We start from the raw sequence: 25330 nt of genomic DNA on the forward strand, positions 1-25330 counted from the left end.
CGGCGGTGAACACGCCCGCGCCGAGCCCGTACTCGGTGTCGTTGGCCAGCCGCACCGCCTCGTCCTCGTCGGTGAACGGCACCACCGACAGCACCGGGCCGAACACCTCCTGGCGGGCGATCTCCATCCCGTTGTCCACGTCGGCGAAGATCGCGGGGGTGACGAAGTTCCCTGCGGCCAGCTCGCCGTCGGCGCGCACCCCGCCGGTGACCAGCCGGGCGCCGTCCCGTTCCGCCCGCGCCACCAGGTCCAGCACCCGTTCCAGCTGCCGCTCGTTGATCAGCGGGCTGGAGAGCACGCCCGGGTCGAACGGGTCGCCGTAGGTGACCGAGGCGGCGATCAGCTCGGCCGCGCCGAGGAATTCGTCGTAGACGTCGCGGTGCACCAGCGCCCTGGTGTGCGCGACGCACGCCTGCCCGGACAGCCCCAGGGTCACCATGCCCATCGCGGTCATGCCCGCCATCCCGGCGTCGGCGTCCGGGAACACCAGCGCGGGGCTCTTGCCGCCGAGTTCCAGCGAGACGCGCTTGAAGGTGGGCGCGGAGGCCTCGACGATGCGCCGCCCGACCTCGCGGCTGCCGGTGAAGCTGACCTTGTCCACCGCCGGGTGGGTGATGAGCGCTTCGCCGGTGGTCTCCCCGGTGCCGGTGACGACGTTGAGCGCCCCGCCGGGCAGCCCGGCCTCGACGAGCAGCTCCACCATCCGCAGCACCGAGAACGTCGCGTGCTCGGACGGTTTCAGCACCACGGTGCACCCGGCGGCCAGCGCGGGCGCGACCTTCTGCGCGAACAGCAGGAACGGCGCGTTCCACGGCAGGATCGCGGCGACCACGCCGATCGGTTCGCGCAGCGTCATCGCCAGGTGGTCGCCGCCCTGGTACGGCGGCAGCGTCTCGCCACCGGCCTTGTCGATCCACCCGGCGTGGTGGTCGAAGACGTCGGCGGCGACGTCAACGGAACCGGCGTAGACGGTGCCGAACGACAGCGGCACCCCGTTGTCCAGCGCCTGCAGCCCGCGCAGCTCCTCGGCGTGCTCCCGCAGCGATTCGGCGTAGCGGTGCAGCAACCGGGCGCGACGGCCGACCGGCAGTCCCGGCCATTCCCCCTCGTCGAAGGCGCGGAGGGCGGCGCGGACCGCGTCGTCCACGTCCTCGGCACCGGCGACCGGGAACGTCCCGATCTCCTCCTGGGTGGCGGGATGGCGGTGGGTCCAGGTGCGACCGGAGCGGGCCTGGCGCCGCTCGCCGTCGACGAGCAGCGAGCCGTCCGGCAGCCCGATCCGCTCGCGGTGCTTCTGCACGGTCAGCGACATCCTGGTCACTCCTCCTGGTCGAGCGGTCGGGCGTGCTTCGGGGTCTAGCCCAGCGACAGCAGGTCGTCGCTGGTGAACATGCCGCCCGCGCGGTCGGCGAAGTGGCCGCCGACGGCCCGGTGCAGCTCCTCGGTGGTCCAGGTGGGTCCGGCGGCGTCGAAGCGGCGCTCGATCGTCGGCGGGGCCATCAGCGCCACCTTCCCGCCGTGCACCACGAACACCTGGCCGTTGACGGCGTCGGCGGCCGGGGCCGCCAGGTAGGCGACGAACGGCGCGACGTGCTCGGTGGACAGCGGGTCCACGCCGCCGTCCGGCGCCGGGCCGAAGACGTCCTCGGTCATGGCGGTGCGGGCGCGCGGGCAGATCGCGTTGGCGCGCACCCCGTAGCGGGCGGTGGCGCGGGCGGTGGAGACGGTGAGCGCGGCGATCCCGGCCTTCGCGGCCGCGTAGTTCGGCTGGCCGCCGGACCCGAGCAGGAACGCCTCGGAGGCGGTGTTCACGATCCGGGCGCCGACCTCGGCGCCGGTCTCCTTGCACAGTCGGCGCCAGTGCGCGGTGGCGGCCCGGGTGAGCAGGAAGTGCCCGCGCAGGTGCACCCGGACCACCTCGTCCCAGTCCTGGTCGGACATGCCGAACACCATCCGGTCGCGCAGCACGCCCGCGTTGTTCACCACCACGTGCAGGCCGCCGAAGTGCTCCAGCGCGGCGGCCAGCAGCCCGTCCGCGGTGTCCCGCTCGGCCACGTCGCCGCGCACCGCGACGGCCCGGCCGCCCGCTCCGGTGATCTCGGCGGCGACGTCGTCGGCGGCGGCGGACACGTCGTTGAGCACGAGGCTCGCCCCCGCTCCGGCGAGCGCGAGCGCCTCGGCCCGGCCGAGCCCGGCGCCCGCGCCGGTGACCACGGCGACCCGCCCGTCCAGCCGCAGCTCCGGACTCTGCTCCACAGTGGACTCCTCAGGTCGGTTGCTCCGGTGATCGGTGGCCGGGCCGCTCGGTGGCGAAGCCGGTCAGTGGCCCGGCAGATCAGTGGCTCAGCCGGTCGGTGGCCCGGTCGGTCGGCGGCCCGGTCGGTCGGCGGTCTAGTCGAAGGTGACGATCTGGCGCACCAGCGCGGCATCGCCGCCCTGCAGCGCGGCCAGCCCCTCGTTGATCTCGGACAGCGGCAGCCGCCTGCTGACCATGCCCTCCAGGTCGAGCAGCCCGGCGCGCCAGAACCGCAGCATCCGGTCGATGTCCCGGCGCGGGTCGGCCGAGCCGTAGAAGGACGGCAGGATCCTGCGCTCGTTGAGGAACAGCTCCTGCGCGGTGAACTCGACCTTCTGCTCCGCCCCGCCCGCGCCGACGATGACGGTGCTGCCGCCGCGGCGGGTGGCGTCGTAGGCGGCGCGGATGGTGCCCGCCAGCCCCACGACCTCGATGGCGCAGTCGAACCCGGCGCCGCCGGTGAGCTCCTGCTTGAGCTCGTCGAAGCCGTCGGGGGTGGCGGTGTGCGTCGCGCCGAACCGGCGAGCCCCGGCGTGCTTGCCGACCACCGGGTCCACCGCGACGATCGTGGTCGCCCCGGCCAGCCGCGCCCCCTGGACCACCGAGATCCCGACGCCGCCGCAGCCGATGACGGCGACGGTGGCGCCCGGTTCGATCCGGGCTGTGTTGAGCACCGCGCCCACGCCGGTCAGCACCCCGCAGCCCAGCAGCGCGGCCACCTCGAACGGCACGTCCGGCTCGACCTTGATCGCCCCGGCGCGGGGCAGCACGAGCTCCTCGGCGAAGGTGCCGCAGCCGGCGAACCCGAACACCGGCTGGGAGCCCACCTCGAAGCGCGGCGAGGTGAACGCGGCGACCGTGTGCACCGCGCACAGGTGCGGCTGGCCGTGCAGGCATTCCCGGCAGGTCCCGCAGGGCGGGACGAAGGTGATGGTGACGTGGTCGCCGGGCACCAGGTCGGTCACCTGGTCGCCGACGGCGAGCACTTCGCCCGCGCCTTCGTGGCCCATCACGCCGGGGGCGAGCGCGGGAAGCGTGCCGTTCATCGCGGACAGGTCGCTGTGGCAGATGCCGGCCGCGCGGATCCGCACGTGCACTTCACCTGGCCCGGGAGCCACCACGGCCGCGTCCGAGCGGACGTGGAGCCGGTCGTCGCCGATCTGATCGAGCACCGCTGCTTCCACGGTCCTGTCCCCTCGTCGCGTCCACGCCCGCCGGAGCGGACCGTTACCTGCGACACACGGTAGAACTTGTTACCGTTCTGCTCAAGACCCGAGTTCATCGGTTCCCTCAACGAAGTACAACGCTCCTTTGGGGCACAGCTGCACAGCTTTGGTAACACGTTCTACCCGCTCGGCGGGGACGGGGCGGTGGACGTGCAGCCGCTCGTCCTCGTCCAGCTCGAAGACCTCCGGAGCGAGCCCGGCGCAGACCCCGTTGGCCTCGCACAGCTCCGGTCGCACGCCGATCTCCATGACCACCTCCGCACTCGTGGACCCCTGTCCGCGCGACGGATCGGCATCGGCCTCCCGCGAGGCCAACGAGCCGCACCCGCCCCGGGACACCGTCCGGCCGCCGGATCACCCGAGCGGACCAGCGCGGTCAGTCCCGGCGAGGATCCGAACCTAGAACGCGTTCCACGCTATCCGATCGGGACCTCCGGAATCGATGGATGCCGACCGGTAGGAGGAAGGTCGACCCGCGAGCGCCCGCCGGTCTATGGTCACTGCAACACGTTGCACTCGAACCGTGCATCGCTCGCGCCAGGAGGCCCCATGCACATCGGCTTCACCCCCGAGCAGCAGCGGCTGCGGCAACGGCTGCGCGACTACTTCGCGGACCTGATGACCGACGAGCTGCGCGCCGAACTGACCGGCGACGGCGACTACGGCGACGGCGGGGCCTACGAGCGGGTCGTGCGCAGGCTCGGCGCCGACGGCTGGCTCGCCCTCGGCTGGCCCCGCGAACACGGCGGCCACGGCGGCACCATGCTGGAACAGCTCATCTTCACCGACGAGGCGGCCGTCGCCGGCGTCCCGGTACCGTTCCTGACGCTCAACAGCATCGCCCCGACGATCATGCGCTACGGCACCCCGGAGCAGCGCGCCCGGTACCTGCCGGGCATCGCTTCGGGCGAACTGCACTTCGCCATCGGCTACTCCGAACCCGAGGCGGGGACCGATCTCGCCTCGCTGCGCACCACCGCGGTGCGCGACGGCGACCACTACGTGATCAACGGGCAGAAGATGTGGACCAGCCTGGTGCAGTACGCCGACCACATCTGGCTGGCCTGCCGCACCGACCCGGACGCCCGCAAGCACGAGGGCCTCAGCGTGCTGGTCGTGCCGACCGACTCCCCCGGCTTCTCCTGGACCCCGGTACGCACCGTCGCCGGGCCCACCACCAGCGCCACCTACTACGAGGACGTGCGGGTGCCGGTGAGCGCGCTGGTCGGGACGGAGAACGGCGGCTGGCCGCTGATCACCAACCAGCTCAACCACGAGCGGGTCGCGCTCACCTCCGCGGCCCCGATCATCGCGGCGCTCGGGCAGGTGCGGGAGTGGGCGCGGCGCACCGAACTCGCCGACGGGCGCCGGGTGCTCGACCAGGAGTGGGTGCGCTCGCACCTGGCGCGGGTGCACGCGGGCGCCGAGGTGCTCAAGCTGATGAACTGGAAGATCGCCTGGACCGCCGAGCAACGACCGGCGCCCGCCGCGGCGTCGGCGACGAAGGTCTACGGCACCGAGCTGGCCATCGAGGCCTACCGGCTGCTGATGGAGGTGCTCGGCCCCGCCGCTCACGTGCGCGGCGGCGCACCGGGTGCGGCGCTGCGCGGCCGGATCGAGCGGATGCACCGGGCCGCGCTGATCCTCACCTTCGGCGGCGGCACCAACGAGGTGCAGCGCGACATCGTGTCCACCGCGGGCCTCGGCCTGCCGCGCGCCCGCCGGTGACGCGCGCCGGAACCCACCACTCGCAGAGGAGCACCGCGATGGACTTCACCCCCACCGAGCAGCAGCAGGACCTCACCGAGCTGACCCGCCGAATCACGACCGACCGGGTCACCAGCGAGCGGTTGCGCGAAGTGGAATCCGGGCCGGAGCGCTTCGACCGCGCGCTGTGGGCGGAACTGGCGAAGGCGGGCGTGCTCGGCGCCGGGCTGCCCGATTCCCTCGGCGGCGGGGGCTGCGGGCCGCTGGAGCAGTGCGCGGTGCTGGTGGAACTGGGCCGCGCCGTCGCTCCGGTGCCGTACCTGGCGTCGCTGGTCGCCGGGGCGGGTGCGCTCGCCCGGTTCGGCGACGAGCAGCAGTGCGAGCGCTGGGCGCGGCCCGCGGGCGGCGGCGAGATCGTGCGCACCGCCGCGTTCGCCGAAGGCGCCGAACCCGTTCCGGACCCGCCCGCGACCCGCGCCGAACGGGCGGACGAGCGGTGGGTGCTGCACGGCGCGAAGGTCGCGGTGCCCGCCGGGACGGTCGCCGACGCGTTCCTCGTCCCCGCCACGACCCCGGACGGCACCCGGGTGTTCGTGGTCGCCGCCGCCGACCCGGGCGTCTCGGTGCGGGCGCAGCAGGTCGTGGACGGGGACGCGGAAGCGGTGCTGGAGCTGGCGGCGGTCGCGCTCGACGCGGACCGGCTGCTCGGCGGCGCCGAGGTCGCGCGGTGGCTCGCCGACCGGTACGCGCTCGGGGCGTGCGCCGAACAGCTCGGCGTGCTGGAGCGGGCGCTGGAGTTCACCGCCGCGCACGCCCGCGAACGCGTCCAGTTCGACCGTCCGATCGGCACCTTCCAGGCGGTCTCGCAGCGGCTCGCCGACGCCTACGTCGACGTGGAGGCCGTCCGGCTCACGCTGTGGCAGGCCGCGTGCCGCGCCGCGCAGGACCTGCCGTGCTCCGCCGAGGTGGCCGTCGCGAAGTTCTGGGCCGCCGAAGCCGGGCACCGCGTGGCGCACACCGCGGTCCACGTGCACGGCGGCACGGGCATCGACCTGGACCACGACCTGCACCGCTACTTCACCGCCGCCAAGCGCCGCGAGTTCGTCCTCGGCGGCGCCACCGCACAGCTGCACCGCATCGGCGCCGCCCTGGCCGCCGACGAGATCTCCTCGGACTGACCGGCTTTGTTTCCGCTCATGTTGCGGAAGCGGCCGGGTGGTCGTGTCGGTTCCTTGCCAGCGGCGAAGCCGCTGAGGGTCCGCCACCCCAGTGCTCCGCAGAACGAGTGGGAAAACGAACCGGGTTTCGACGGGAGGAGCCGGATGTCCGAGCACACGCCGACGGTGACCGAACTGCTGCTGGCCCGCGCGGACGACGCGCGGCCCGGACTGCGCTTCGAGGACCGGGAGTGGAGCTGGGCCGAGCACGTGCGGCGCAGCGCCGAACTCGCGGCCCTGCTGCGCGCGCGGCACCCCACCGACGGGCCGCCGCACGTCGGGGTGCTGCTGGACAACGTGCCGGAGTTCTCCTTCCTGCTGGGCGCGGCCGCGCTGTCCGGCACCGTGCTGGCCGGGCTCAACCCGGGCCGCCGGGGCGCGGCGCTGGCTCGGGACGTGCGGCTCGCGGACTGCGCTCTGGTGATCACCGAGCCGCGGCACGCCCCGCTGCTGGACAGTGCCGAGCTCGACGCCGAGGTGCTGGTGCTCGGCTCCCCGGAGTGGGAGCGGGCGCTGGCCGCGCACCGCGGCGCCCCGCTCGACCCGGTGCCCGCCACCCCGGACGACCTGTTCGCGCTGCTGTTCACCTCCGGCACCGGCGGCGAGCCGAAGGCGGTGCGCTGCACGCACGGCAAGGTCGCGTTCCCGGGCCGGATGCTCGCCGACCGGTTCCGGCTGGGCGGGCGGGACGGCACGTACGTTTCGATGCCGCTGTTCCACTCGAACGCACTGTTCGCCGGGTGGGCGGTGGGCCTGGCGGCGGGCGCGGCGATCTCGTTGCGGCGCCGGTTCTCCGCGTCGGAGTTCCTGTCCGACGTGCGCCGGTTCGGCGCCACCTACGCGAACTACGTCGGCACGCCCCTGTCGTACGTGCTGGCCACGCCGCCGCGGCCGAACGACGCGGACAACCCGCTGCGGATCGCCTACGGCAACGAGGGCGCCGAGCGGGACCTGGCGCGGTTCGCGGAGCGCTTCGGCTGCCGGGTGGTGGACGGGTTCGGCTCCACCGAAGGCGGCATCGCCATCGCCCGCACCCCGGACGCGCCACCCGGTTCGCTCGGCAGACCCGGCCCGGGGGTGGCGGTGCTGCACCCGGACACCGGGCGGCGGTGCGCGGTGGCGGTCTTCGACCGGGACGGACGGCTCGCCAACCCGGACGAGGCGGTCGGCGAATTGGTCAACACCGCGGGCGCCGGCTGGTTCGCCGGCTACTACGGCGCGCCGGAGGACGACGCGCGGCGGATGGGCGGCGGCATGTACCGGTCCGGCGACCTCGGCTACGTCGACGCGGACGGGTTCTGCTACTTCGCGGGCCGTTCCGCGGAATGGCTGCGGGTGGGCGGGGAGAACCTGGGTGCCGCGCCGATCGAGCGGGTGCTGCTGCGGCATCCGGCGATCGCGCACGCCGCGGTGTACGCGGTGCCGGACCCGGCGGTCGGCGACCAGGTAATGGCGGCGCTGGTGCTCGCCGACGAGCTCGACGACCTCGGTGATTTCCTGGCCGCGCAACCGGATCTGGGTCCGAAGCAGCTGCCGCGGTTCGTCCGCATCGCCGCGGAGCTGCCGCGCACCGGCACGCACAAGGTGCTCAAGCGCGAACTCGCCGCCCAACGCTGGAACTGCCCGGACCCGGTGTGGTGGCGTCCCGGGCCGGACCCGGTCTACGAGGTCCTGCCCCCGGAGCGGGCGGCCGAGCTGGACGGCCGCGCTACGCGTCCGGTTCCTCGAAGCTGAGCAGATCCCCGGGCTGGCAGTCGAGCGCCGCAGATCTTGGCCAGCGTGGAGAACCGGATCGCCCTGGCCCGCTGGTTCTTCAGGATCGACAGGTTCGCGAGGGTGATGCCGATCCGGTCGCCGAGCTCGGTCAGGGTCATGTCCCGCTCGGCCAGCAGCCGGTCCAGGTGCACGCGGACGCCGTGCGGCTCGTCGTCGGCGGTCACACCGTCCCCGCCAGGTCCTCGCGCATCCGCACGGCTTCCCGCATGATCCGGGCGAGGATCAGGGCGGCGAGCCCGGCCAGCACCGCGAACCACGGGAACGGGTTGCCGCTCATCGCCTGCCACGGCTGGCCGCCGCCGAACACGTCGGGCGGGGTGGCCGCCGGGACCGTGCTCGCGACCAGGGCCTGCCGCGACCACCCGGTCACCGCGGCGGCGACCGGGACGCCGAGCACCAGGAACCAGCCGAGCGCGGCCATCCGGCGCGGTACCAGGTCGGTGAACGCGCCGTGGCGCACCGCGGTCCGCAGCACCGCGGTCCGCAGCAGCAGCGCCACCGCCGCGAACAGGTAGCCCGGCAGCCGCACCCCCAGGTCCCACATCCGCTGCACCGCGTCGGGGTCCTGCAGGCAGCACCGGACGAGCCCGCTGCCGCCGACGAGCACCCCGGCGGCCGCGGCGGGGGGATCGGCCCGCCCCGGACGACGGGCGTCAGCGCAGGCGGCCCAGGCGGGCGAGGGTGTCGTCGGCCTCGCGGAGCAGCTCGCCCATCAGCTCGTCGACGCCGCGCACCGCGTTCATCCGGCCCACGACCTGCCCCACCGGCATCGAGACCACCTCCGGGTCCTCGGCCGCGCTGATCCGCTGGTGCGCCTCGCTGACCAGGATGTTCTGCAGCGGCATCGGCAGCGGCTCGGGCGCGTCCGGTTCGCTCCACGCCTCGGTCCAGCGGGTCTTGAGCAGCCGCGCCGGTTTGCCGGTGTAGATGCGGGTGCGCACCGTGTCCGCGGAACCCGCGGCGACCAGCGCGCGCTGCATCGCCGCGCCGCCGGTGGTCTGCGCGTACTCGCGGGTCGCCAGCCAGTACGAACCCATCCACGCCCCGCTCGCGCCCAGGGCCAGCGCGGCCGCGATCTGGCGCCCGGAGCCGATGCCGCCCGCGGCGAGCACCGGGGCCCGGTCGCCGACGGCGTCGACGACCTCCGGCACCAGCACCATGGTGGCGATCTCGCCGGTGTGCCCGCCCGCCTCGTGGCCCTGCGCCACGACCAGGTCCACGCCCTGTTCGACGTGCCTGCGGGCGTGCTCGGCCTTGCCGGCGAGCGCCGCGACCTGCACGCCGCGCTCGTGGGCGCGGCCGATCACGTCCGGCGGCGGGGAACCGAGCGCGTTGGCGATGAGCGCGACCGGGTGCCGCAGCGCCACGTCCACGTGCGAGCGGGCCACCGAGTGCAGCCAGCCGAGCACCGCGTCCCCGGCCCCCTGCCCGGCGGGCAGCTCCGGCACGCCGAGCCGGTCGAGGGTGCGGCGCACGAAATCCCGGTGCTGCTGCGGCACCATCGCCGCCAGGTCCACATCGGACCCTTCGGTGGGCACGGTGGAGGGCATCACGACGTCCACGCCGTACGGGCGGTCGCCGGTGTTGCGGTCCATCCAGTCCAGGACCGCGTCGAGCTCGGCGGCGTCGTTGAACCGCACGCAGCCGAGCACCCCCAGCCCGCCCGCGCGGCTGACGGCGGCGGCGACGTGCTCGGACGGGGTGAAGGCGACGATCGGGTGCTCGATGCCGAGCCGGTCGCAGAGGTCGGTGCGCATCAGGGGGTCCTTTCGGCCGCGTCCCGCGCGGCGGAGCCGGGGTCGTCGGCGGGTGGGTCGGACTTCTCGGCGGCGGTGCGCTGCGGGCCGGATTCGGCTGCTGCGGCGGGAGTTCTGCCGGAGCGGGCGCAGCTCGGCCGGAACCGCTCGGCGAGCCCGCGGGCCCACCGGTAGTCCGGCTTGCCGCTGGGCGAGCGGCGCACCTCCCCCGCCAGCCACAGCTTGCGCGGCACCTTGTACCCGGCGATGTGCTCGCGCGCGTGCCGGTCCAGGTCGTCCCAGACGGGCGCGGCCCCGTCGCGGGTCTGCACGACGGCGGCCACGCACTGCCCGAGCCGCTCGTCGGGGACGCCGAACACGAGCGCGTCGAACACGGCGGGGTGCGCCTTGAGCACGCCCTCGACCTCTTCGGGGTAGACCTTCTCGCCGCCGGTGTTCACCGACATCGAGCCGCGGCCGAGCATGGTGACGGTGCCGTCGGCTTCGTAGCGGGCGTAGTCGCCGGGCACCACGTAGCGGGTGCCGTCGATCTCCACGAACACCGCGCCGGTCTTGTCCGGGTCCTTGTAGTAGCCCAGCGGCACGTGCCCGGAGCGGGCGAGCAGCCCGACCTCGGTCGAGTCCGGCGGCAGCAGCGTCCCGTCCCGGCCGATGATCGCGGTGGCCGCGTCGGCGTTCACCCGGGGCCCGCCGGTGGTCGAGGTGTCCGCGCTGAGCACGCCGATGCCGCTGAACCCGGTTTCGGAGCTGCCGATGGAGTCGGTGAGCAGCACGCCGGGCAGCGCGTCGAGGTACTGGCGCTGCACCGACGGGGAGAACAGCGCGGCGCTGCTGGAGATCGCGACCAGCGAGGACACGTCGTGCTCGCCCTCGTGCAGCGCTTCGATCAGCGGCCGGGCCATCGCGTCGCCGGTGATGGCCAGGACGTGCACGCCGTGGCGTTCGACGGCGCGCCAGATCTCGTGCGGGTCGAACTCGGGGACGATCACGACGGGGCTGCAGGCGAACAGGTTCCCGAAGGCGGCCCACTGCGCGGCACCGTGGATGAACGGGGCGGCCGGCAAGCGCACCAGCCCGCCGTTCGCGGCGCCATCGCGGGCCTGCTGCCACTCGTCGGCCATCGGTTCGCCGGTCATGAAGTCGATGCCGCCGCCGAGGGTGCGCCAGACGTCTTCGTGGCGCCACATCACGCCCTTCGGGTCGCCGGTGGTGCCGCCGGTGTAGAGCAGGAACAGGTCGTCGTCGGAGCGGGCCGGGAAGTCGCGCTCGTCGGAGCCCTCGGCGAGGGCGGTCTCGTAGGGGGTCGCGTCGCAGTCCAGGTCGCTGCCGTCTTCCAGGACGAGCACGTGCCGCAGCCCGGGCGGCAGCGCCTGCGCCACCCGGTCGGCGTAGCGGCGTTCGTGCACCAGTGCGACGAGGTCGGCGTCCTCGTAGAGGTAGCGCAGTTCTCCCGCCACGTAGCGGTAGTTGACGTTGACCGCGACCGCGCGCAGCTTGTACGCGGCCAGCATGGCTTCGAGGGCTTCGATGCGGTTGCGGGTGTGCACCCCGATGTGCGAGCCCCGGCCCAGCCCGCGGTCGGCCCAGTGGTGGGCGAGCCGGTTCGATCGGCGTTCCAGTTCGGCGAAGGTGGCCCGGCGCTCGCCGCAGATCACGGCGACGCGCTCGGGTGTCAGGTCGACGGCGTGCTCGAAGAGATCCGCGATGTTGTGTGCCACCCGATCGAAATTAGAACATGTTATCGTTCGAGGCAACGGGCCGATCGGTTCACGTTTCCCTGCAAGGCTTTCCCGCTCGCACCCCGGGAGGAACGCATGTCCGGAACATCCCCGCACTGCCTGGTGGACCGGCGCGGTCCGGTGCTGGTCGTGACGCTCAACCGGCCCGAAGCCCGCAACGCGCTGTCCGCCGAGATGATGGCGATCATGCAGCGCGCCTGGGACGAGGTGGACGCCGATCCCGACATCCGCGCCTGCGTGCTCACCGGCGCGGGCGGCGCGTTCTGCGCCGGCGCGGACCTCAAGGCCATGACCAGCAGCCACCCCGGCGACACCACGGCGGGGCGGGACCTGTCGGTGATCGAACCGCTGCTGAAGGGCCGCAGGCTCACCAAACCGCTCATCGCCGCCGTCGAAGGCCCGGCCGTCGCGGGCGGCACCGAGATCCTGCAGGCCACCGACATCCGGATCGCGGGCCGCAGCGCGCGGTTCGGCGTCTCGGAGTGCCGGTGGGGCCTGTTCCCCCTCGGCGGTTCCGCGGTGCGGCTGCCGCGGCAGATCCCCTACGCGCGGGCCGCCGAGATCCTGCTGACCGGCAGGCACCTCAGCGCCGAGGAGGCCGCGGACGTCGGGCTCATCGGCCGGGTGGTGCCGGACGGCGAGGCGCTGCCGACCGCGCTGGAACTCGCCGAGCTCGTGGCCGCGAACGGGCCGCTGGCGGTGCGCGCGATCCTGCGCACCATGCGCGAGACCGAAGGCATGCCGGAACAGGAGGCCTTCCAGGTCGACACCCGGCTGGGCCTGGAGGTCTTCCGCAGCGCCGACGCGAAGGAGGGCCCCCGCGCCTTCGCGGAGAAGCGCACGCCCCGCTTCCGCGGCGAATGACCGCCGGGTGAACGGCCCGTCCGATCGGGCGGAGCCGTTCACCTGAACCGTCCGGGCGAGTGCGGTCAGGACTTGAGCTTGCGTTTGTAGAGCTTGCCGTTGGGGTCGCGCGGGAGTTCGTCGGTGTAGTCGACGATGCGCGGCAACTTGAACCCGGCGATGCGGTCCGCGGCGAACTCCAGCAGTTCCGCGGTGAGCGCCTCCTCCCCCGCGACACCGGGCGCGGGCTGCACGACGGCCTTGACCTGCTCGCCCCAGTCCTCGTGCGGCACGCCGAACACGGCGACGTCGGCGACCTTCGGGTGCACCGAAAGCGCGTTCTCGATCTCCGCCGGGTAGATGTTCACCCCGCCCGAGATGATCAGGTCGCTCTTGCGGTCCCGCAGGTACAGGTACCCGTCCTCGTCGAGGTACCCGACGTCGCCGAGGGTGAACAGGTCGCCGACGCGTCCCTCGCGGGTCTTCTCCGGGGCCTGGTGGTACTCGAAGCTGGAGGTGCCCATCCGCATGTACACGGTCCCGACCTCCCCCGGCGGCAGCTCCGCCCCGTCGTCGTCGAGCACCCGCACCACCGACCCGGGCCAGGCCCGGCCGACCGAACCGGGTTTGCGCAGCCACTCGGCGGCGGGGATCACGGTGCCGCCGCCCTCGGTGGCCGCGTAGTACTCGACGACCACCGGCCCCCACCAGTCGAGCATCCGCTGCTTCACCTCGATCGGGCAAGGCGCGGCTCCGTGGATGGCGACGCGCATCGAGGAGACGTCGTAGCGCTCCCGCACCTGCTCGGGCAGCGCCAGCAGCCGGTGGAACTGGGTCGGCACCACGTGCGTGTGCGTCACCCGGTGCCGCTCGACTAGCGCGAGCATCCGCTCCGGGTCCCACCGGTCCACCAGCACCACCGGATGGCCCAGCTGCAGCGAAATGCTCGCGAAGTTGAGCACCGCGGTGTGGTACAGCGGCGAGCCGCACAGGTGCACGTGCCCGTCGAACGGTTCCAGCCCGAAGATGCCGAAGAACCACTGCGAGTACACCGGGACTTGGTCGGGATCGGCGCCGGTCAGCGCCCGGCGGACGCCCTTGGGCCTGCCGGTGGTGCCGGAGGTGTAGAGCATCGGCGAGCCCGCGGTGCGCACGTCCGGGCGGGTCGCGGGCTCGCCGGCGCCGAGCTCGGCCAGCGGCCGGAACCCCGGGACCTCGCCGACGGCGAACCGGCGGTGCTCGTCCAGCTCGGCGCGGTCGGCGGCATCGGTGGCGGCCGCGGCGAAGCGCTCGTGCGCGAGGAACGCCTTCGCCCCGCTGTCGCCGAGGATGTAGGCGATCTCGGCGCCGACGAGGTGCCAGTTCACCGTGACCACGTACAGCCCGGTCTGCAGCGCGGCGAAGTAGGCGGCGAGCAGCTCGGGTCCGTTCGGCAGCAGCAGCACCACGCTGTCGCCGGGTTCGAGCCCCATCGCCTGCCAGCCGCGGCCGAGCCGGTCGGCCTCGGCGGCGAGTTCGCCGTAGCCGATCTCCCGCTCCTCCGGGGTGATCAGCGCGGTGCGGCCGGGATGTTCGGCGGCGATGTTCCAGAGTCCGATGTCGGTCACGGCGCACTCCTGTTCCCGGGGGCCGGCGGTTCCCACCAAGCTAGAACGCGTTTCACTTCGACGGCAAGGGCTCGTCGTCCGCGCCGAGCACCGCGTCCGCCACCGCGTGCAGCTGCGCGACGTCCCGGCAGCCCACCAGCAGCACGTCCACCCCGGCCCGCCGCCAGGCGCGGACCCCGGCGCGGACCTGCTCGCGGTCGCCGATGATGGCGACGTCGTCCACCAGCTCGTCCGGCACCGCGGCGACGGCCTCGGCGCGGCGCCCGGCCTGGAAGTGCGCGGTGATCTCCTCGACCGCGGCGGTGTAGCCCATCCGCCGGAACAGGTCGGCGTGGAAGTTCATCCGGGTCGCGCCCATGCCGCCGATGTAGAGTGCCAGCGACGGCTTGACCTGCTCCTTCGCCGCGGCCGGATCGTCGGTGACCACGACCTGGCACGTGGCGGCGACCTCGAACCCGGCGCGGTCCCGCCGCGCACCGGGCCGGGCGAAGCCGTCGGCGAGCCACTGCTGGTAGAGCGGGGCGGCGCGCAGCGAGAAGTACACCGCGATCCAGCCGTCGGCGATCTCCGCGGTCTGCGCCACGTTGCGCGGCCCCTCGGCGCCGAGCCAGATCGGCAGGTCCGCGCGCAGCGGATGGGTGATCGGCCGCAGCGACTTGCCGAGCCCGAGCGCGCCCGGACCGGTGGCCGGCAGCGGGTAGTGCGGGCCGTCGTTGCGCACCGGCGCCTCGCGGGCCAGCACCTGGCGCACCACGTCGACGTATTCCCTGGTGCGCGCCAAGGGTTTCCCGAACGGGGCGCCGTACCAGCCCTCCACGACCTGCGGCCCGGAGACGCCGAGCCCGAGCACGTGGCGCCCGCCGGAGAGGTGGTCGAGGGTGAGCGCGTGCATCGCGCAGGCCGCCGGGGACCGCGCGGACAGCTGCGCCACCGAGGTGCCCAGCCGCACCCGGCTGGTGGCGCTGCCCCACCAGGCCAGCGGGGTGAACGCGTCGGAACCCCAGGACTCGGCGGCGAAGACCCCGTCGAAACCGGCGGATTCGGCGGCGGCGACCAGTGCCGGGGCGTCCGCCGGGGGCGCCGCTCCCCAATATCCGAGTTGCAGTCCGAGCCGCACGGCGGGCCTCCTCGCGTCGGGGTGCGGCCGGGTGGCCGCGGCTGCCCCCATCGTGCGCCGAACGTTGCCGCCTTGGCGAGAACATGTTTCACTTCATCGCGTGACCGAGATCGCGGAACCGCTCAGCGCCCCGCTCGAAGTCGGCTTCGACTACACCCGTTCGCCGGGCCCCGTGCTCGGCCGCTTCGCCGCCGGGTTGCGGCAGCGGCGGATCACCGGGGTGCGCGGCTCGGACGGCCGGGTGCACGTGCCCGCCGTCGAGCACGACCCGGTCACCGCCGCCCCGCTCGACGAGCTCGTCGAGGTCGGCGACACCGGGACGGTGCGCAGCTGGTCGTGGATCCCGGAACCGCTCGAAGGCCAGCCGCTGCCGCACGCGTTCGCCTGGGCGTTGGTGCGGCTGGACGGGGCGGACACCGCGCTGCTGCACGCGGTGGACGGCGGGTCGCCGGACCGGATGCGCACCGGGATGCGGGTGCGGGCGCGGTGGGCGGCGGAACGGGTCGGCGGCATCCGGGACATCGCCTGCTTCGACCCGGTTCCCGACGGTCCCGATTCCCTCGGCGACACCGATTCGCCCGGCGGTTCCGGTTCTCCCGGCGACACCGATTCACCCGGTGATGCCGGTGCGCCCGGCAACACCACCTCCTCCGCGCCGCGGGACGACTCCGGCCTCGAACCCGTGCAGCTGCTGACCACCCCGATCCACCTGCACTACCGGCATTCCGCCTCCCCGGAGGAGAGCCGCTACCTGCGCGGCCTCGCCGAGGGCCGGTTGCTGGGCCAGCGGTGCCCGGCCTGCCGCAAGGTCTACATCCCGCCGCGCGGCGCCTGCCCCACCGACGGCGTGCCCACCGAGCAGGAGGTGGAGCTCCCGGACACCGGAATCGTCACGACGTTCTGCATCGTCAACGTCCCGTTCCTGGGCCAGCGCATCACCCCGCCCTACGTCGCGGCCTACGTGCTGCTCGACGGTGCGGACATCGCGTTCCTGCACCTGGTGCTGGGGTGCGCGGCCGAGGAGGTCCGGATGGGCATGCGGGTGCGGGCGGAGTGGAAGCCGCGCGCCGAGTGGGACACGACGTTGCGCAACATCGACCACTTCCGCCCGTCCGGTGAACCGGACGCGCCGTACGAGTCCTACGCCCACCACCTGTGACCGCCCGCCGGCGTTGGGAGCGCGCATGACCGACAGCGATGTGGCCGTCGTGGGTTTCGCCCAGGCGCCGAACGTCCGCGCCACCAGCGGCACCACGAACGGCGTGGAGATGCTGGTGCCGGTGTTCGAGGAACTGCTCTCCGGCGCCGGGATGCGCACGGAGGACGTGGGTTTCTGGTGCTCGGGTTCCTCGGACTACCTGGCGGGCCGGGCGTTCTCGTTCATCGCGGCGATCGACGCGATCGGCGCGTTCCCGCCGATCAACGAGTCGCACGTGGAGATGGACGCGGCGTGGGCGCTGTACGAGGCGTGGGTGAAGATCCGCGCCGGCGAGGTGGACACGGCGCTGGTGTACGGCTTCGGCAAGTCCTCGGCGGGTGAGCTGCGGCGGGTGCTGGCGATGCAGCTGGACCCGTACTTCGCCGCGCCGCTGTGGCCGGACTCGGTGGGCGTCGCGGGGTTGCAGGCGCGGCTCGGCCTGGAGTCCGGGGCGTTCGCCGAGCAGGACATGGCGGAGGTCGCGGCCCGCTCGCGCGCCGACGCCGAGCACAACCCGCACGCGCAGCTGTCCGGCCGGGTGCTGGTCGCGGAGCTGCTAGCGCGGCCGTACCTGGCGGATCCGCTGCGCGCGCACGACTGCGCGCCGATCACCGACGGAGCCTCGGCGGTGCTGCTGGCGAGCGCGGGGCGGGCCCGGGAACTGCGGGACCGCCCGGCGTGGATCACCGGGGTGGAACACCGCATCGAGTCGGCCGAGCTGGGCGGCCGGGACCTCACCGCTTCACCGTCCACCGCGGACGCGGGGCGGGCGGCGGGCGCCGACGGCGTCGAGCTCGCCGAGCTGCACGCGCCGTTCACCCACCAGGAGCTGCTGCTGCGCGACGCCCTCGGCCTCGGCGGGTCGGTGCGGATCAACCCCTCGGGCGGGGCGTTGTGCGGCAATCCGATGTTCGCCGCCGGGCTCACCCGGATCGGCGAGGCGGCGCGGCGCGTGTGGTCGGGCGAGGCGGGAAAGGTCCTCGCGCACGCCACCAGCGGACCCGCGTTGCAGCAGAACCTCGTGTGCGTGATGGAGGGCTGATGGGCAAGCAGATCGCCGCGGTGCTCGGAACCGGCCAGACCCGGCACGCCAGCCGCCGCACCGACGTGTCGATGGCCGGGTTGTGCCGGGAGGCGGTGGACCGGGCGATGGCCGACGCCGAGGTCGGCTGGGACGAGGTGGACGCGGTCGTCGTCGGCAAGGCCCCCGACCTGTTCGAGGGTGTGATGATGCCGGAGCTGGTGCTCGCCGATGCGTTGGGCGCCACCGGGAAACCGCTGCTGCGGGTGCACACCGCCGGTTCCGTGGGCGGCTCGACCGCGAACGTGGCGGCGAGCCTGGTGCAGGCCGGGGTGCACCGCCGCGTGCTGGCGGTGGCGTTCGAGAAGCAGTCCGAGTCGAACGCCATGTGGGCGCTGTCGATCATGCCGCCGTTCTCGATGCCGGTGGGCGCGGGCGCGGGCGGCTACTTCGCCCCGCACGTGCGCTCCTACATCCGCCGTTCCGGCGCCCCGCCGCACATCGGGGCGATGGTGGCGGTCAAGGACCGGCGCAACGGCAGCCGCAACCCGTGGGCACACGTGCGGCAGGCGGACCTGACGGTGGAATCGGTGCTGGCCTCGCAGATGCTGTGGGATCCGATCCGCTACGACGAGACCTGCCCGTCCTCGGACGGGGCGTGCGCGATGGTGCTCGGCGACGAGCACGCCGCCGCGGCCACCGGCCGCCCGGTGGCCTGGATCCACGCCACGGCGATGCGCACCGAGCCGACCACGTTCGCCGGCCGCGACCAGGTGAGCCCGCAGGCCGGGCGGGACGCGGCGGCGGCGCTGTGGGCGCAGGGCGGCATCAACGACCCGATGTCCGAAGTGGACGTCGCCGAGCTCTACGTGCCGTTCTCCTGGTTCGAGCCGATGTGGCTGGAGAACCTGGGTTTCGCCGCCGAGGGCGAGGGCTGGAAGCTCACCGAATCGGGCGAGACGGCGATCGGCGGCAGGCTGCCGGTGAACCCGTCCGGTGGTGTGCTGTCGTCGAACCCGATCGGCGCCTCCGGGATGCTGCGGTTCGCCGAGGCGGCGATGCAGGTGATGGGCCGGGCGGGCGAGCACCAGGTGGACGGGGCGCGCACCGCGCTCGGGCACGCCTACGGCGGGGGCTCGCAATACTTCTCGATGTGGGTCGTGGGCGCCGCGCGGCCCGGGGAGCGCTGATGGAGTTCACGTTGTCCGTGGCCATGTGCCCGCTGCCGGAGCTGACCGCGCTGGCACGCGCGGCGGAGGAGGCCGGGTTCGCCGCGATCGCGCTGCCGGACTCGCTGTTCTACTCCGAGCACGTCGCCGCCGACTACCCGTACACCCCCGACGGCGAGCGGATGTGGACCGAGGAGACGCCGTGGACCGATCCGCTGGTGGCGGCCGCGGCGATGGGCGCGGTGACCGAGCGGCTGCGGTTCTACACCTCGGTGCTGAAGCTGGGCCCGCGCAATCCGCTGCTGCTGGCGCGGCAGGTGGCGTCGGTGGCGGCGCTGACCGGGGACCGGTTCGGGCTCGGCGTCGGCATCGGCTGGACGCCGGAGGAGTTCGAGTGGTGCGGGGCGCCGTTCGAGCGGCGCGGAGCGCGGGTGGACGAGGCGATCGAGGTGCTGCGCCTGGTGCTCGGCGGCGGGATGGTGGAGCACCACGGCGAGTTCTTCGACTTCGACCGGCTGCAGATGTCCCCCGCCCCCGGCCGCCGAGTGCCGATCTACGTCGGCGGGCACACCGAGCGGGCGCTGCGGCGGGCGGCGGCCCGCGGGGACGGCTGGTCCTCGGCGATGATGCGGATCGCCGAGCTGCGCACCACCATCGCCCGGCTCGGCGAGCTGCGCGCCGAGTTCGGCCGCGAGGCGGAGCCCTTCGAGATCCAGGCGGTGTGCGTGGACCGATTCGGCGCGGACGGCTACCGGGAGCAGGAGGCGGCGGGCGTGACCGATGCGATCGTGGTGCCGTGGGTGCTCGACGGCCACGGTTTCGACGCGGACATCGAGGTGAAGCGGGATTCGCTGCGGCGCTTCGCCGACGAGGTGATCCACCCGCTGGCGGCGGCCGGATGAGCGGCCCGGATGCGACGGAGGCGACGATGACCGGTTCGGTGCGGTGGGACGCGACCGAGGCCGACCACCCGGCGCGGCGGGCGGCGCGGGCCTCGATGGCGGCGGTGGCGCGCGGCGCGAAGGCGGACTGGCTGGCGCTGTTCGCCGCGGACGCGCTGGTGCAGGACCCGGTGGGCCCGTCCCCGCTGGACCCGTCCGGGCAGGGGCATCGGGGCACGGCGGCGATCGGCGCGTTCTGGGACTCGGTGATCGCCGGGGCGGCGAGCCTGCACTTCCACGTGCACGACTCGTTCGCCGCCGGCTCGGAGGTCGCCAACACCGGCCGCATCCGCACCCACCTCCCCGACGGCGCGACGATGGACGCCGACGGCGTCTTCCTCTACCGCGTGGACGACACCGGCCTGCTCATCTCGATGCGAGCCTTCTGGGAATTCGACCGAGCAATGGCAACCCTCACCACCAACCCGTGAACCACCCCGAGCGGCCAGCAATCAGTTGCCCGTCAGCGGCGAAGCCGCTGAGCAGCGACCCAGCACGCAGCCGTACCACCCGCGGGTTCTCAGCGGGATTCTCGCGAGGACAGCTTTTTCGCCTGTGGCGGAGCCACCGGTGAAAAAGATCCCGCAGCGAGAATCCCGCTGAGGTTCCGCCACCCCAGTGCTACGCAAACCGAGTTGTTCAAGACAGCCGTTCAGTCGAGGACAGCCGTTGCTTCTAGTTCTATGAGCATGTCCGGTTCTGCTAGGGCGGCCACCCCGATGCCGGTGAACGGGGGCAGCGCGGCCCCGCCCAGCTTCGCGCTCGCCCGCGCCCGCCCCGCCATGAACTGCTCGAACTTCTCCGGCGTCCAGTCCACCAGGTAGGCAGTCAGCTTCGCCACGTCCGCGAACGAGGCGCCCGCCGCCGCCAGCGCGGTGGCGACGTTGAGGTAGGCCTGCTCGACCTGCGCGGCGACATCGCCCGTCCCGACCGGGTTCCCGTGCTCGTCGCGGGCGACCTGCCCGGCCACGAACACCAGCTTCGACCCGGTGGCGACCGACACCTGCCGGTACAGCTCGACCTCCGGCAGCCCGTCCGGGTTCACCAGAGTGATGGCCATCGTGCACCTCCGTGCTCTCTTGTGGTTACCGGGAAACCGTAGGAGAGTGCCGCGTGACGTGGAAGAACGCACTTTTCCGTAACCGAGGAACCTGATGGGAACCGAGAACTTCACCAGCCCGCTCGGGGACGAGGCGGACCTGCGGCGCGCCGACTCGCTCGCGCGGGAGATCTTCACCGAGGTCGCCAACAAGTGGGCGTTCCTCATCATCGACCTGCTCGGAGAGGGCAGCCTGCGCTTCAGCGAGCTGCGCGGGCGGATCGACGGCATCAGCCACAAGATGCTCACCCAGAACCTGCGGATGCTGGAGCGCAACGGCCTGCTGGAACGCACCGTGCACCCGGTGGTGCCGCCGCGGGTGGACTACGAGCTCACCGAACCGGGGCGGGCGTTGCGGCAGGTGGTGCACGGGATGTGCGACTGGACCCACACCCACCTAGCGGCCATCGAAGCCGCCCGCCGGGGGTTCGGGGGATAGCTGGTTCGTCTGCGGCGGGGTGGGTCAGCGGTAGCGGACTTGGAGTTCCTTGATGCCGTTGAGCCAGCCGGAGCGCAGGCGGCGGGGTTCGCCGGCCTTGGCGATGCCGGGCATCCGGTCGGCGATGGCCTGGAAGATGAGGTCGATCTCCAGCCGGGCCAGGTTCGCCCCGAGGCAGTAGTGCGCGCCGGTGCCGCCGAACCCGACGTGCGGGTTGGGGTCGCGGGTGATGTCGAAGCGCTCCGGTTCGTCGAAGACCTCGGGGTCGAAGTTGGCGGAGCTGTAGAACATCGCGACCCGCTCGCCGCGCCCGATCGCCACCCCGTTCAGCTCGGTGTCGGCGAGCGCGGTGCGCTGGAAGGACATCACCGGGGTCGCCCAGCGCACGATCTCGTCGGCGGTGGTGGCGGGGCGCTGCTCCTTGAACAGCTCCCACTGCTCGGGGTGGTCGAGCATGGCGAGCATGCCGTGGGTGATGGCGTTGCGGGTGGTCTCGTTGCCCGCGACCGCGAGCAGCAGCACGAAGAAACCGAACTCGTCGTCGCTGAGCGCGTGCCCGTCCACGTCGGCCTGCACGAGCTTGGTGACGATGTCGTCCATCGGGCAGCCGCGGCGCTGCTCGGCCATGCCCATGCTGTAGCCGAGCAGTTCGGTGGCGGCGGCGGCCGGGTCGATGGAGTACTCGGGGTCGTCGTAGGCGATCATCTGGTTCGACCAGTCGAAGATGTTCTTCCGGTGCTCCTGCGGGACCCCGAGCAGTTCGGCGATGGCCTGCAGCGGGAGTTCGCAGGCGACGTCGGTGACGAAGTCGCCGGTGCTGCCGGTGAGCGCGGTCTCGACGATGCGTTCGGCGCGTTCCCGCAGCGCGTCGCGGAGGCCGTTGATGGCGCGCGGGGTGAAGCCGCGGGCGACGATGCCGCGCAGCTTGGTGTGCTCGGGCGGGTCCATGTTGAGCAGGATGAACCGCTGCATCTCGATCTGCTCGCGGTTCATCTCGGAGGTGAAGCGGGTGATCGCGGTGTTCTCCCAGGAGGAGTACACGTCGCTGCGGCGCGAGACCTCCTTGACCTCGGCGTGCCTGCTCACCACCCAGTAGCCCTCGTCGTCGTAGCCGGCCTTGCCGCGGGGCAGCGGGTTCCACCACACCGGTGCGGTGCGCCGGAGTTCGGCGAACTCGCGCATGGGCAGCCGTTCGGCGTAGAGGTCGGGGTCGGTGAAGTCGAAGCCGGGCGGGATGTGGGGGCAGACCACTGGCAACCTCCTGCGGGCCGCACGGAGACACGAGTCCACGAAAGAGAACTTGTTCTATGTGAACCGAACCACATCCGATCTGGTTAGTAAACCCCCGTAACAGTGATGATCACGCGGTGCGTCCGGATTCTCCCCCATTACGACGCGCCCCTGCGGCACGACCTTGTCGGTAACGAGAACAAGTTCTACATTGAAACTTCCGGTCGTTCATGCCGAAGGGAGACGAACGGTGGGCACTCCGGTGATCGTGGACGCGGCACGCACTCCGATCGGCAGGCGCCGGGGCGCGCTCTCCGGCCTGCACCCCGCGGAACTGCTCGGGACCGCCCAGCGCGGCCTGCTCGACCGGGCCGGCCTCGCCCCGGAACTCGTCGAGCAGGTCGTCGGCGGCTGCGTCACCCAGGCGGGCGCGCAGGCCGGCAACATCACCCGCACCTCCTGGCTGCACGCGGGCCTGCCCGAGACGACCGGCTGCACCACCGTCGACGCCCAGTGCGGCTCGGCCCAGCAGGCCGCGCACCTGGTCGCCGGGCTGATCAGCACCGGTGCCGTGGACGTCGGCATCGCCTGCGGCGTGGAGGCGATGAGCCGGGTGCCGCTGGGCGCCAACCTCGGCACCGAGGCGGGACGGCCGCGCCCCGACAGCTGGGACCTCGACCTGCCGAACCAGTACCTGGCCGCCGACCGCATCGCCGAACGGCGCGGCCTGGACCGCGCCGAGGTGGACCTGTTCGGGCTGCGCTCGCAACGGCTCGCCCGCGCCGCCTGGGACGAAGGCCGGTTCGCCCGCGAGATCGTGCCGACCCGCGCCCCCGCCCCCGACGGCGGCACCCACCTGGTCACCCGGGACGAGGGACTGCGCGAGACCAGCGCGGAAGCGCTCGCCGGGCTGAAACCCGTGCTGGACGCCGGATTCCACACCGCGGGCACGGCCTCGCAGATCTCCGACGGCGCCGCCGCGGTGCTGCTCGCCGACGCCGACCGGGCCGCCGCGCTCGGCCTGCGCCCGCGGGCCCGGATCGTCGCGCAGTGCCTCGTCGGTGCCGAGCCGTACTACCACCTGGACGGGCCAGTGCAGGCCACCGCGAGGGTGCTGGAGCGGTCCGGGATGAAGATCGGCGACATCGACCTGTTCGAGGTGAACGAGGCGTTCGCCTCCGTCGTGCTGTCCTGGGCCGCGGTGCACCGGCCCGACCTGGAGCGGGTGAACGTCAACGGCGGCGCGATCGCGCTGGGCCACCCGGTCGGCGCCACCGGGGCCCGGCTGATCACCAGCGCGCTGCACGAACTGGAGCGGCGGGACGCGAGCACCGCGCTGATCACGATGTGCGCGGGCGGTGCGCTGTCCACCGGGACCATCATCGAGCGGATCTGAGGCCGTGGACGTCCCGGAGACGGTGCCCGCCGCCCTCGACCTCGCCGCCGAGCGGTTCGCCGAGCGCGCCGCCGTCGTCGATCCGGCGCTGCGGCTGACCTTCCGTGAGCTGCGCGAGCAGGTCCGCGAGCTGGCGGGTTTCCTGCTCGCCGAAGGCGTCCGGGCCGGGGACCGGGTGGCGCTGAACTCGCCGAACACGGGGCACTGGGTGGTGGCGGCGCTGGCCGCGCTGCACGTGGGCGCGGTGCTGGTGCCGATCAACACCCGGTTCACCGCGGCCGAGACCCGCGATGTGCTGGTGCGCAGCTCGGCGAGCGCACTGGTGGTGGCCGACACCTTCCTCGGGCGGGACCGGCTGCGGGAGCTGCGCGCGCAGGGAGGGGAGCCGACCGGCACCCCGGTGTCCGGCCTGCCCGCGCTGCGCACGGTCCTGCGCATCCCGGTGGAGGGCGCCGCGGCACCGCTGCCGCGCTGCGCGGACTGGGCCGAGGTCGGTGACCGCTCGCTCCCGGCCGACCGGGTGGACGAGGCCGCCGCCCGGGTGCGCGGCACCGATCCCAGCGACCTGCTCTACACCTCCGGGACCACCGGGCGCAGCAAGGGCGTGCTCAGCGCGCACCGCCAGGCTCTCGCCGTCGCCGACGCGTGGGCGACCTGCGGGCGCGTCGACGAGGCGGACCGGTACCTGGTGGTGAACCCGTTCTTCCACAGCTTCGGCTACAAGGCGGGCATCCTGGTGTGCCTGCTGCGCGGGGCGGCGATCGTGCCGGTGCCGGTGTTCGACACCCGCGCGGTGCTGGAACTGGTGCACCGCGAGCGGATCACCGTGCTGCCCGGGCCGCCCACCGTCTACCAGTCCATCTTGGACGATCCGGCGCGCGCCGAGCACGACCTCTCCAGCCTGCGGCTGGCCGTCACCGGTGCGGCCTCGGTGCCGCGGGTGCTGGTGGAGCGGATGCAGCGGGAGCTCAGCTTCGACACCGTGCTCACCGCCTACGGGCTGACCGAGGCCGTGGTCGCGACCATGTGCCGCCCGGAGGACGACGACGCGGTGGTCGCCACCACCTGCGGGCGCCCCACCGCCGGCTTCGAACTGCGCATCGCGGGCGCCGACGGCCGCGCCCTGCCCACCGGCGAGGTCGGCGAGGTGCTGCTGCGCGGCCCGAACACGATGCTCGGCTACCGGGACGAACCGGCGCAGACCCGCGCCGCCGTCGACGCGGACGGCTGGCTGCACACCGGCGACCTCGGCCGGGTGGACCGCGCGGGCAGGCTCACCATCACCGACCGGCTCAAGGACATGTACGTCTGCGGCGGGTTCAACGTGTACCCGGCCGAGGTCGAGCAGGCGATCGCGCGGCTGCCCGGCGTCGCCGAGGCCGCGGTGGTCGGCGTGCCCGATGCCCGCCTCGGCGAGGTCGGGAAGGCCTACGTGGTCGCCGCCCCCGGCCACCGGCTCACCGCCGACGAGGTCCTGGCCCACTGCCGCGAGCACCTCGCCAACTTCAAGCTCCCCCGCCACGTCGAGTTCCGCGCCGCCCTCCCCCGCACC

Annotated in this window: 23 protein-coding genes and 1 pseudogene; 12 read left to right on the forward strand and 12 right to left on the reverse strand. The window is 73.4% G+C overall.

Annotated elements, in window-relative coordinates:
- From LCD35_RS26335 to LCD35_RS26350, 4 genes are all read right to left on the reverse strand, one after another.
- On the reverse strand, window positions 1–1312 hold a 1312-nt coding region (locus LCD35_RS26335; RefSeq protein WP_225045124.1), incomplete at its 3' end, for an aldehyde dehydrogenase.
- Window positions 1313–1356: 44 nt separating this feature from the next.
- Window positions 1357–2238 carry a 3-oxoacyl-ACP reductase gene (locus LCD35_RS26340; RefSeq protein ID WP_224958620.1) on the reverse strand — a complete coding sequence of 294 codons (882 nt, stop codon included), beginning with the start codon at window positions 2236–2238 and terminating at the stop codon, window positions 1357–1359.
- A 153-nt stretch (window positions 2239–2391) separates the two neighbouring features.
- Window positions 2392–3468: a Zn-dependent alcohol dehydrogenase gene (locus LCD35_RS30600; RefSeq protein ID WP_224977819.1), complete on the reverse strand. Its 1077-nt coding sequence runs from the start codon at window positions 3466–3468 to the stop codon at window positions 2392–2394.
- Between the two features lie 93 nt (window positions 3469–3561).
- Entirely contained in the window at window positions 3562–3771 is a 210-nt protein-coding gene (locus tag LCD35_RS26350) for a ferredoxin (RefSeq protein WP_224958584.1), read from the reverse strand.
- Between the two features lie 300 nt (window positions 3772–4071).
- Between LCD35_RS26350 and LCD35_RS26355 the strand changes: the two genes are divergently transcribed.
- From LCD35_RS26355 to LCD35_RS26365, 3 genes are all read left to right on the forward strand, one after another.
- Entirely contained in the window at window positions 4072–5250 is a 1179-nt protein-coding gene (locus tag LCD35_RS26355) for an acyl-CoA dehydrogenase family protein (RefSeq protein WP_224958581.1), read from the forward strand.
- A gap of 38 nt (window positions 5251–5288) precedes the next feature.
- A complete protein-coding gene (locus tag LCD35_RS26360; protein WP_225045125.1) occupies window positions 5289–6407 on the forward strand; it encodes an acyl-CoA dehydrogenase family protein in 1119 nt (372 codons plus the stop codon).
- Between the two features lie 144 nt (window positions 6408–6551).
- Window positions 6552–8180 (forward strand): long-chain-fatty-acid--CoA ligase, encoded by a 1629-nt coding sequence (locus LCD35_RS26365; RefSeq protein ID WP_225045126.1) that lies wholly within the window; start codon window positions 6552–6554, stop codon window positions 8178–8180.
- Here the strand turns inward: LCD35_RS26365 and LCD35_RS26370 are convergent.
- The 4 genes and pseudogenes from LCD35_RS26370 to LCD35_RS26385 all read right to left on the reverse strand — a co-directional run bounded on the left by LCD35_RS26370 (window position 8155) and on the right by LCD35_RS26385 (window position 11697).
- Window positions 8155–8320, reverse strand: a pseudogene (locus LCD35_RS26370) (helix-turn-helix domain-containing protein). The gene LCD35_RS26365 and the pseudogene LCD35_RS26370 sit on opposite strands and share 26 nt — an antisense overlap.
- Window positions 8321–8382: 62 nt before the next feature.
- Window positions 8383–8775 carry a hypothetical protein gene (locus LCD35_RS26375; protein WP_374108137.1) on the reverse strand — a complete coding sequence of 131 codons (393 nt, stop codon included), beginning with the start codon at window positions 8773–8775 and terminating at the stop codon, window positions 8383–8385.
- A 100-nt stretch (window positions 8776–8875) separates the two neighbouring features.
- The gene (locus tag LCD35_RS26380) at window positions 8876–9979 is read right to left on the reverse strand and encodes a nitronate monooxygenase family protein (protein ID WP_224958576.1); all 1104 of its coding nucleotides are present in this window, start codon (window positions 9977–9979) and stop codon (window positions 8876–8878) included.
- Window positions 9979–11697, reverse strand: a complete 1719-nt coding sequence (locus tag LCD35_RS26385; protein ID WP_224958575.1) for an acyl-CoA synthetase — start codon at window positions 11695–11697, stop codon at window positions 9979–9981. Before LCD35_RS26385 ends, LCD35_RS26380 begins: the two co-directional genes overlap by 1 nt.
- A gap of 96 nt (window positions 11698–11793) precedes the next feature.
- On the opposite strand from LCD35_RS26385, the gene LCD35_RS26390 reads away from it, so the two are divergent.
- Window positions 11794–12582 (forward strand): crotonase/enoyl-CoA hydratase family protein, encoded by a 789-nt coding sequence (locus LCD35_RS26390; RefSeq protein WP_224958574.1) that lies wholly within the window; start codon window positions 11794–11796, stop codon window positions 12580–12582.
- A 65-nt stretch (window positions 12583–12647) separates the two neighbouring features.
- Here LCD35_RS26390 and LCD35_RS26395 read toward each other — a convergent pair whose 3' ends face one another.
- Together LCD35_RS26395 and LCD35_RS26400 are read right to left on the reverse strand one after the other, a co-directional pair.
- The gene (locus tag LCD35_RS26395) at window positions 12648–14168 is read right to left on the reverse strand and encodes an acyl-CoA synthetase (protein ID WP_225045127.1); all 1521 of its coding nucleotides are present in this window, start codon (window positions 14166–14168) and stop codon (window positions 12648–12650) included.
- A 52-nt stretch (window positions 14169–14220) separates the two neighbouring features.
- Window positions 14221–15285 (reverse strand): LLM class F420-dependent oxidoreductase, encoded by a 1065-nt coding sequence (locus tag LCD35_RS26400; RefSeq protein WP_224958573.1) that lies wholly within the window; start codon window positions 15283–15285, stop codon window positions 14221–14223.
- Between the two features lie 100 nt (window positions 15286–15385).
- Between LCD35_RS26400 and LCD35_RS26405 the strand changes: the two genes are divergently transcribed.
- Genes LCD35_RS26405 through LCD35_RS26425 form a run of 5 tightly spaced genes read left to right on the forward strand, consistent with a single transcriptional unit; the run spans window position 15386 to window position 20045 of the window.
- Window positions 15386–16444 (forward strand): Zn-ribbon domain-containing OB-fold protein, encoded by a 1059-nt coding sequence (locus LCD35_RS26405; protein ID WP_224958572.1) that lies wholly within the window; start codon window positions 15386–15388, stop codon window positions 16442–16444.
- A 25-nt stretch (window positions 16445–16469) separates the two neighbouring features.
- Complete coding sequence (locus tag LCD35_RS26410) at window positions 16470–17525, forward strand: thiolase domain-containing protein (protein WP_224958571.1); 1056 nt, start codon at window positions 16470–16472, stop codon at window positions 17523–17525.
- Window positions 17525–18694 (forward strand): thiolase domain-containing protein, encoded by a 1170-nt coding sequence (locus LCD35_RS26415; RefSeq protein WP_225045128.1) that lies wholly within the window; start codon window positions 17525–17527, stop codon window positions 18692–18694. Before LCD35_RS26410 ends, LCD35_RS26415 begins: the two co-directional genes overlap by 1 nt.
- The gene (locus LCD35_RS26420; protein ID WP_224958569.1) at window positions 18694–19575 is read left to right on the forward strand and encodes a TIGR03619 family F420-dependent LLM class oxidoreductase; all 882 of its coding nucleotides are present in this window, start codon (window positions 18694–18696) and stop codon (window positions 19573–19575) included. Before LCD35_RS26415 ends, LCD35_RS26420 begins: the two co-directional genes overlap by 1 nt.
- 26 nt (window positions 19576–19601) lie before the next feature.
- Window positions 19602–20045 (forward strand): nuclear transport factor 2 family protein, encoded by a 444-nt coding sequence (locus tag LCD35_RS26425; protein WP_225045129.1) that lies wholly within the window; start codon window positions 19602–19604, stop codon window positions 20043–20045.
- 221 nt (window positions 20046–20266) lie between these two features.
- Here LCD35_RS26425 and LCD35_RS26430 read toward each other — a convergent pair whose 3' ends face one another.
- Entirely contained in the window at window positions 20267–20674 is a 408-nt protein-coding gene (locus LCD35_RS26430) for a RidA family protein (protein WP_225045130.1), read from the reverse strand.
- Window positions 20675–20768: 94 nt separating this feature from the next.
- Between LCD35_RS26430 and LCD35_RS26435 the strand changes: the two genes are divergently transcribed.
- Window positions 20769–21152: a helix-turn-helix domain-containing protein gene (locus LCD35_RS26435; protein WP_225045131.1), complete on the forward strand. Its 384-nt coding sequence runs from the start codon at window positions 20769–20771 to the stop codon at window positions 21150–21152.
- A gap of 24 nt (window positions 21153–21176) precedes the next feature.
- Here the strand turns inward: LCD35_RS26435 and LCD35_RS26440 are convergent, their stop codons facing one another.
- Window positions 21177–22403: a cytochrome P450 gene (locus LCD35_RS26440; RefSeq protein ID WP_225045132.1), complete on the reverse strand. Its 1227-nt coding sequence runs from the start codon at window positions 22401–22403 to the stop codon at window positions 21177–21179.
- 229 nt (window positions 22404–22632) lie between these two features.
- Between LCD35_RS26440 and LCD35_RS26445 the strand changes: the two genes are divergently transcribed.
- Both LCD35_RS26445 and LCD35_RS26450 read left to right on the forward strand, forming a co-directional pair.
- On the forward strand, window positions 22633–23778 hold the full coding sequence (locus tag LCD35_RS26445) for a steroid 3-ketoacyl-CoA thiolase (protein ID WP_225045133.1): 1146 nt from the start codon (window positions 22633–22635) through the stop codon (window positions 23776–23778).
- Between the two features lie 4 nt (window positions 23779–23782).
- A partial coding sequence (locus LCD35_RS26450; RefSeq protein WP_225045134.1) for a FadD3 family acyl-CoA ligase occupies window positions 23783–25330 on the forward strand: 1548 nt, incomplete at its 3' end.

Origin of the sequence: Saccharopolyspora sp. 6V, assembly GCF_020176785.1 — a bacterium.
Classification (GTDB): Bacteria; Actinomycetota; Actinomycetes; order Mycobacteriales; family Pseudonocardiaceae; genus Saccharopolyspora_C; species Saccharopolyspora_C gregorii.

Excerpts from the sequence above, each read along its gene's own strand:
- LCD35_RS26430 (WP_225045130.1), bottom strand. The coding sequence starts at position 20,674 with ATGGCCATCACTCTGGTGAACCCGGACGGGCTGCCGGAGGTCGAGCTG.
- LCD35_RS26410 (WP_224958571.1), top strand. The coding sequence starts at position 16,470 with ATGACCGACAGCGATGTGGCCGTCGTGGGTTTCGCCCAGGCGCCGAAC.
- LCD35_RS26350 (WP_224958584.1), bottom strand. The coding sequence starts at position 3,771 with ATGGAGATCGGCGTGCGACCGGAGCTGTGCGAGGCCAACGGGGTCTGC.
- LCD35_RS26420 (WP_224958569.1), top strand. The coding sequence starts at position 18,694 with ATGGAGTTCACGTTGTCCGTGGCCATGTGCCCGCTGCCGGAGCTGACC.
- LCD35_RS26390 (WP_224958574.1), top strand. The coding sequence starts at position 11,794 with ATGTCCGGAACATCCCCGCACTGCCTGGTGGACCGGCGCGGTCCGGTG.
- LCD35_RS26365 (WP_225045126.1), top strand. The coding sequence starts at position 6,552 with ATGTCCGAGCACACGCCGACGGTGACCGAACTGCTGCTGGCCCGCGCG.
- LCD35_RS26360 (WP_225045125.1), top strand. The coding sequence starts at position 5,289 with ATGGACTTCACCCCCACCGAGCAGCAGCAGGACCTCACCGAGCTGACC.
- LCD35_RS26355 (WP_224958581.1), top strand. The coding sequence starts at position 4,072 with ATGCACATCGGCTTCACCCCCGAGCAGCAGCGGCTGCGGCAACGGCTG.
- LCD35_RS26425 (WP_225045129.1), top strand. The coding sequence starts at position 19,602 with ATGACCGGTTCGGTGCGGTGGGACGCGACCGAGGCCGACCACCCGGCG.
- LCD35_RS26435 (WP_225045131.1), top strand. The coding sequence starts at position 20,769 with ATGGGAACCGAGAACTTCACCAGCCCGCTCGGGGACGAGGCGGACCTG.
- LCD35_RS26415 (WP_225045128.1), top strand. The coding sequence starts at position 17,525 with ATGGGCAAGCAGATCGCCGCGGTGCTCGGAACCGGCCAGACCCGGCAC.
- LCD35_RS26380 (WP_224958576.1), bottom strand. The coding sequence starts at position 9,979 with ATGCGCACCGACCTCTGCGACCGGCTCGGCATCGAGCACCCGATCGTC.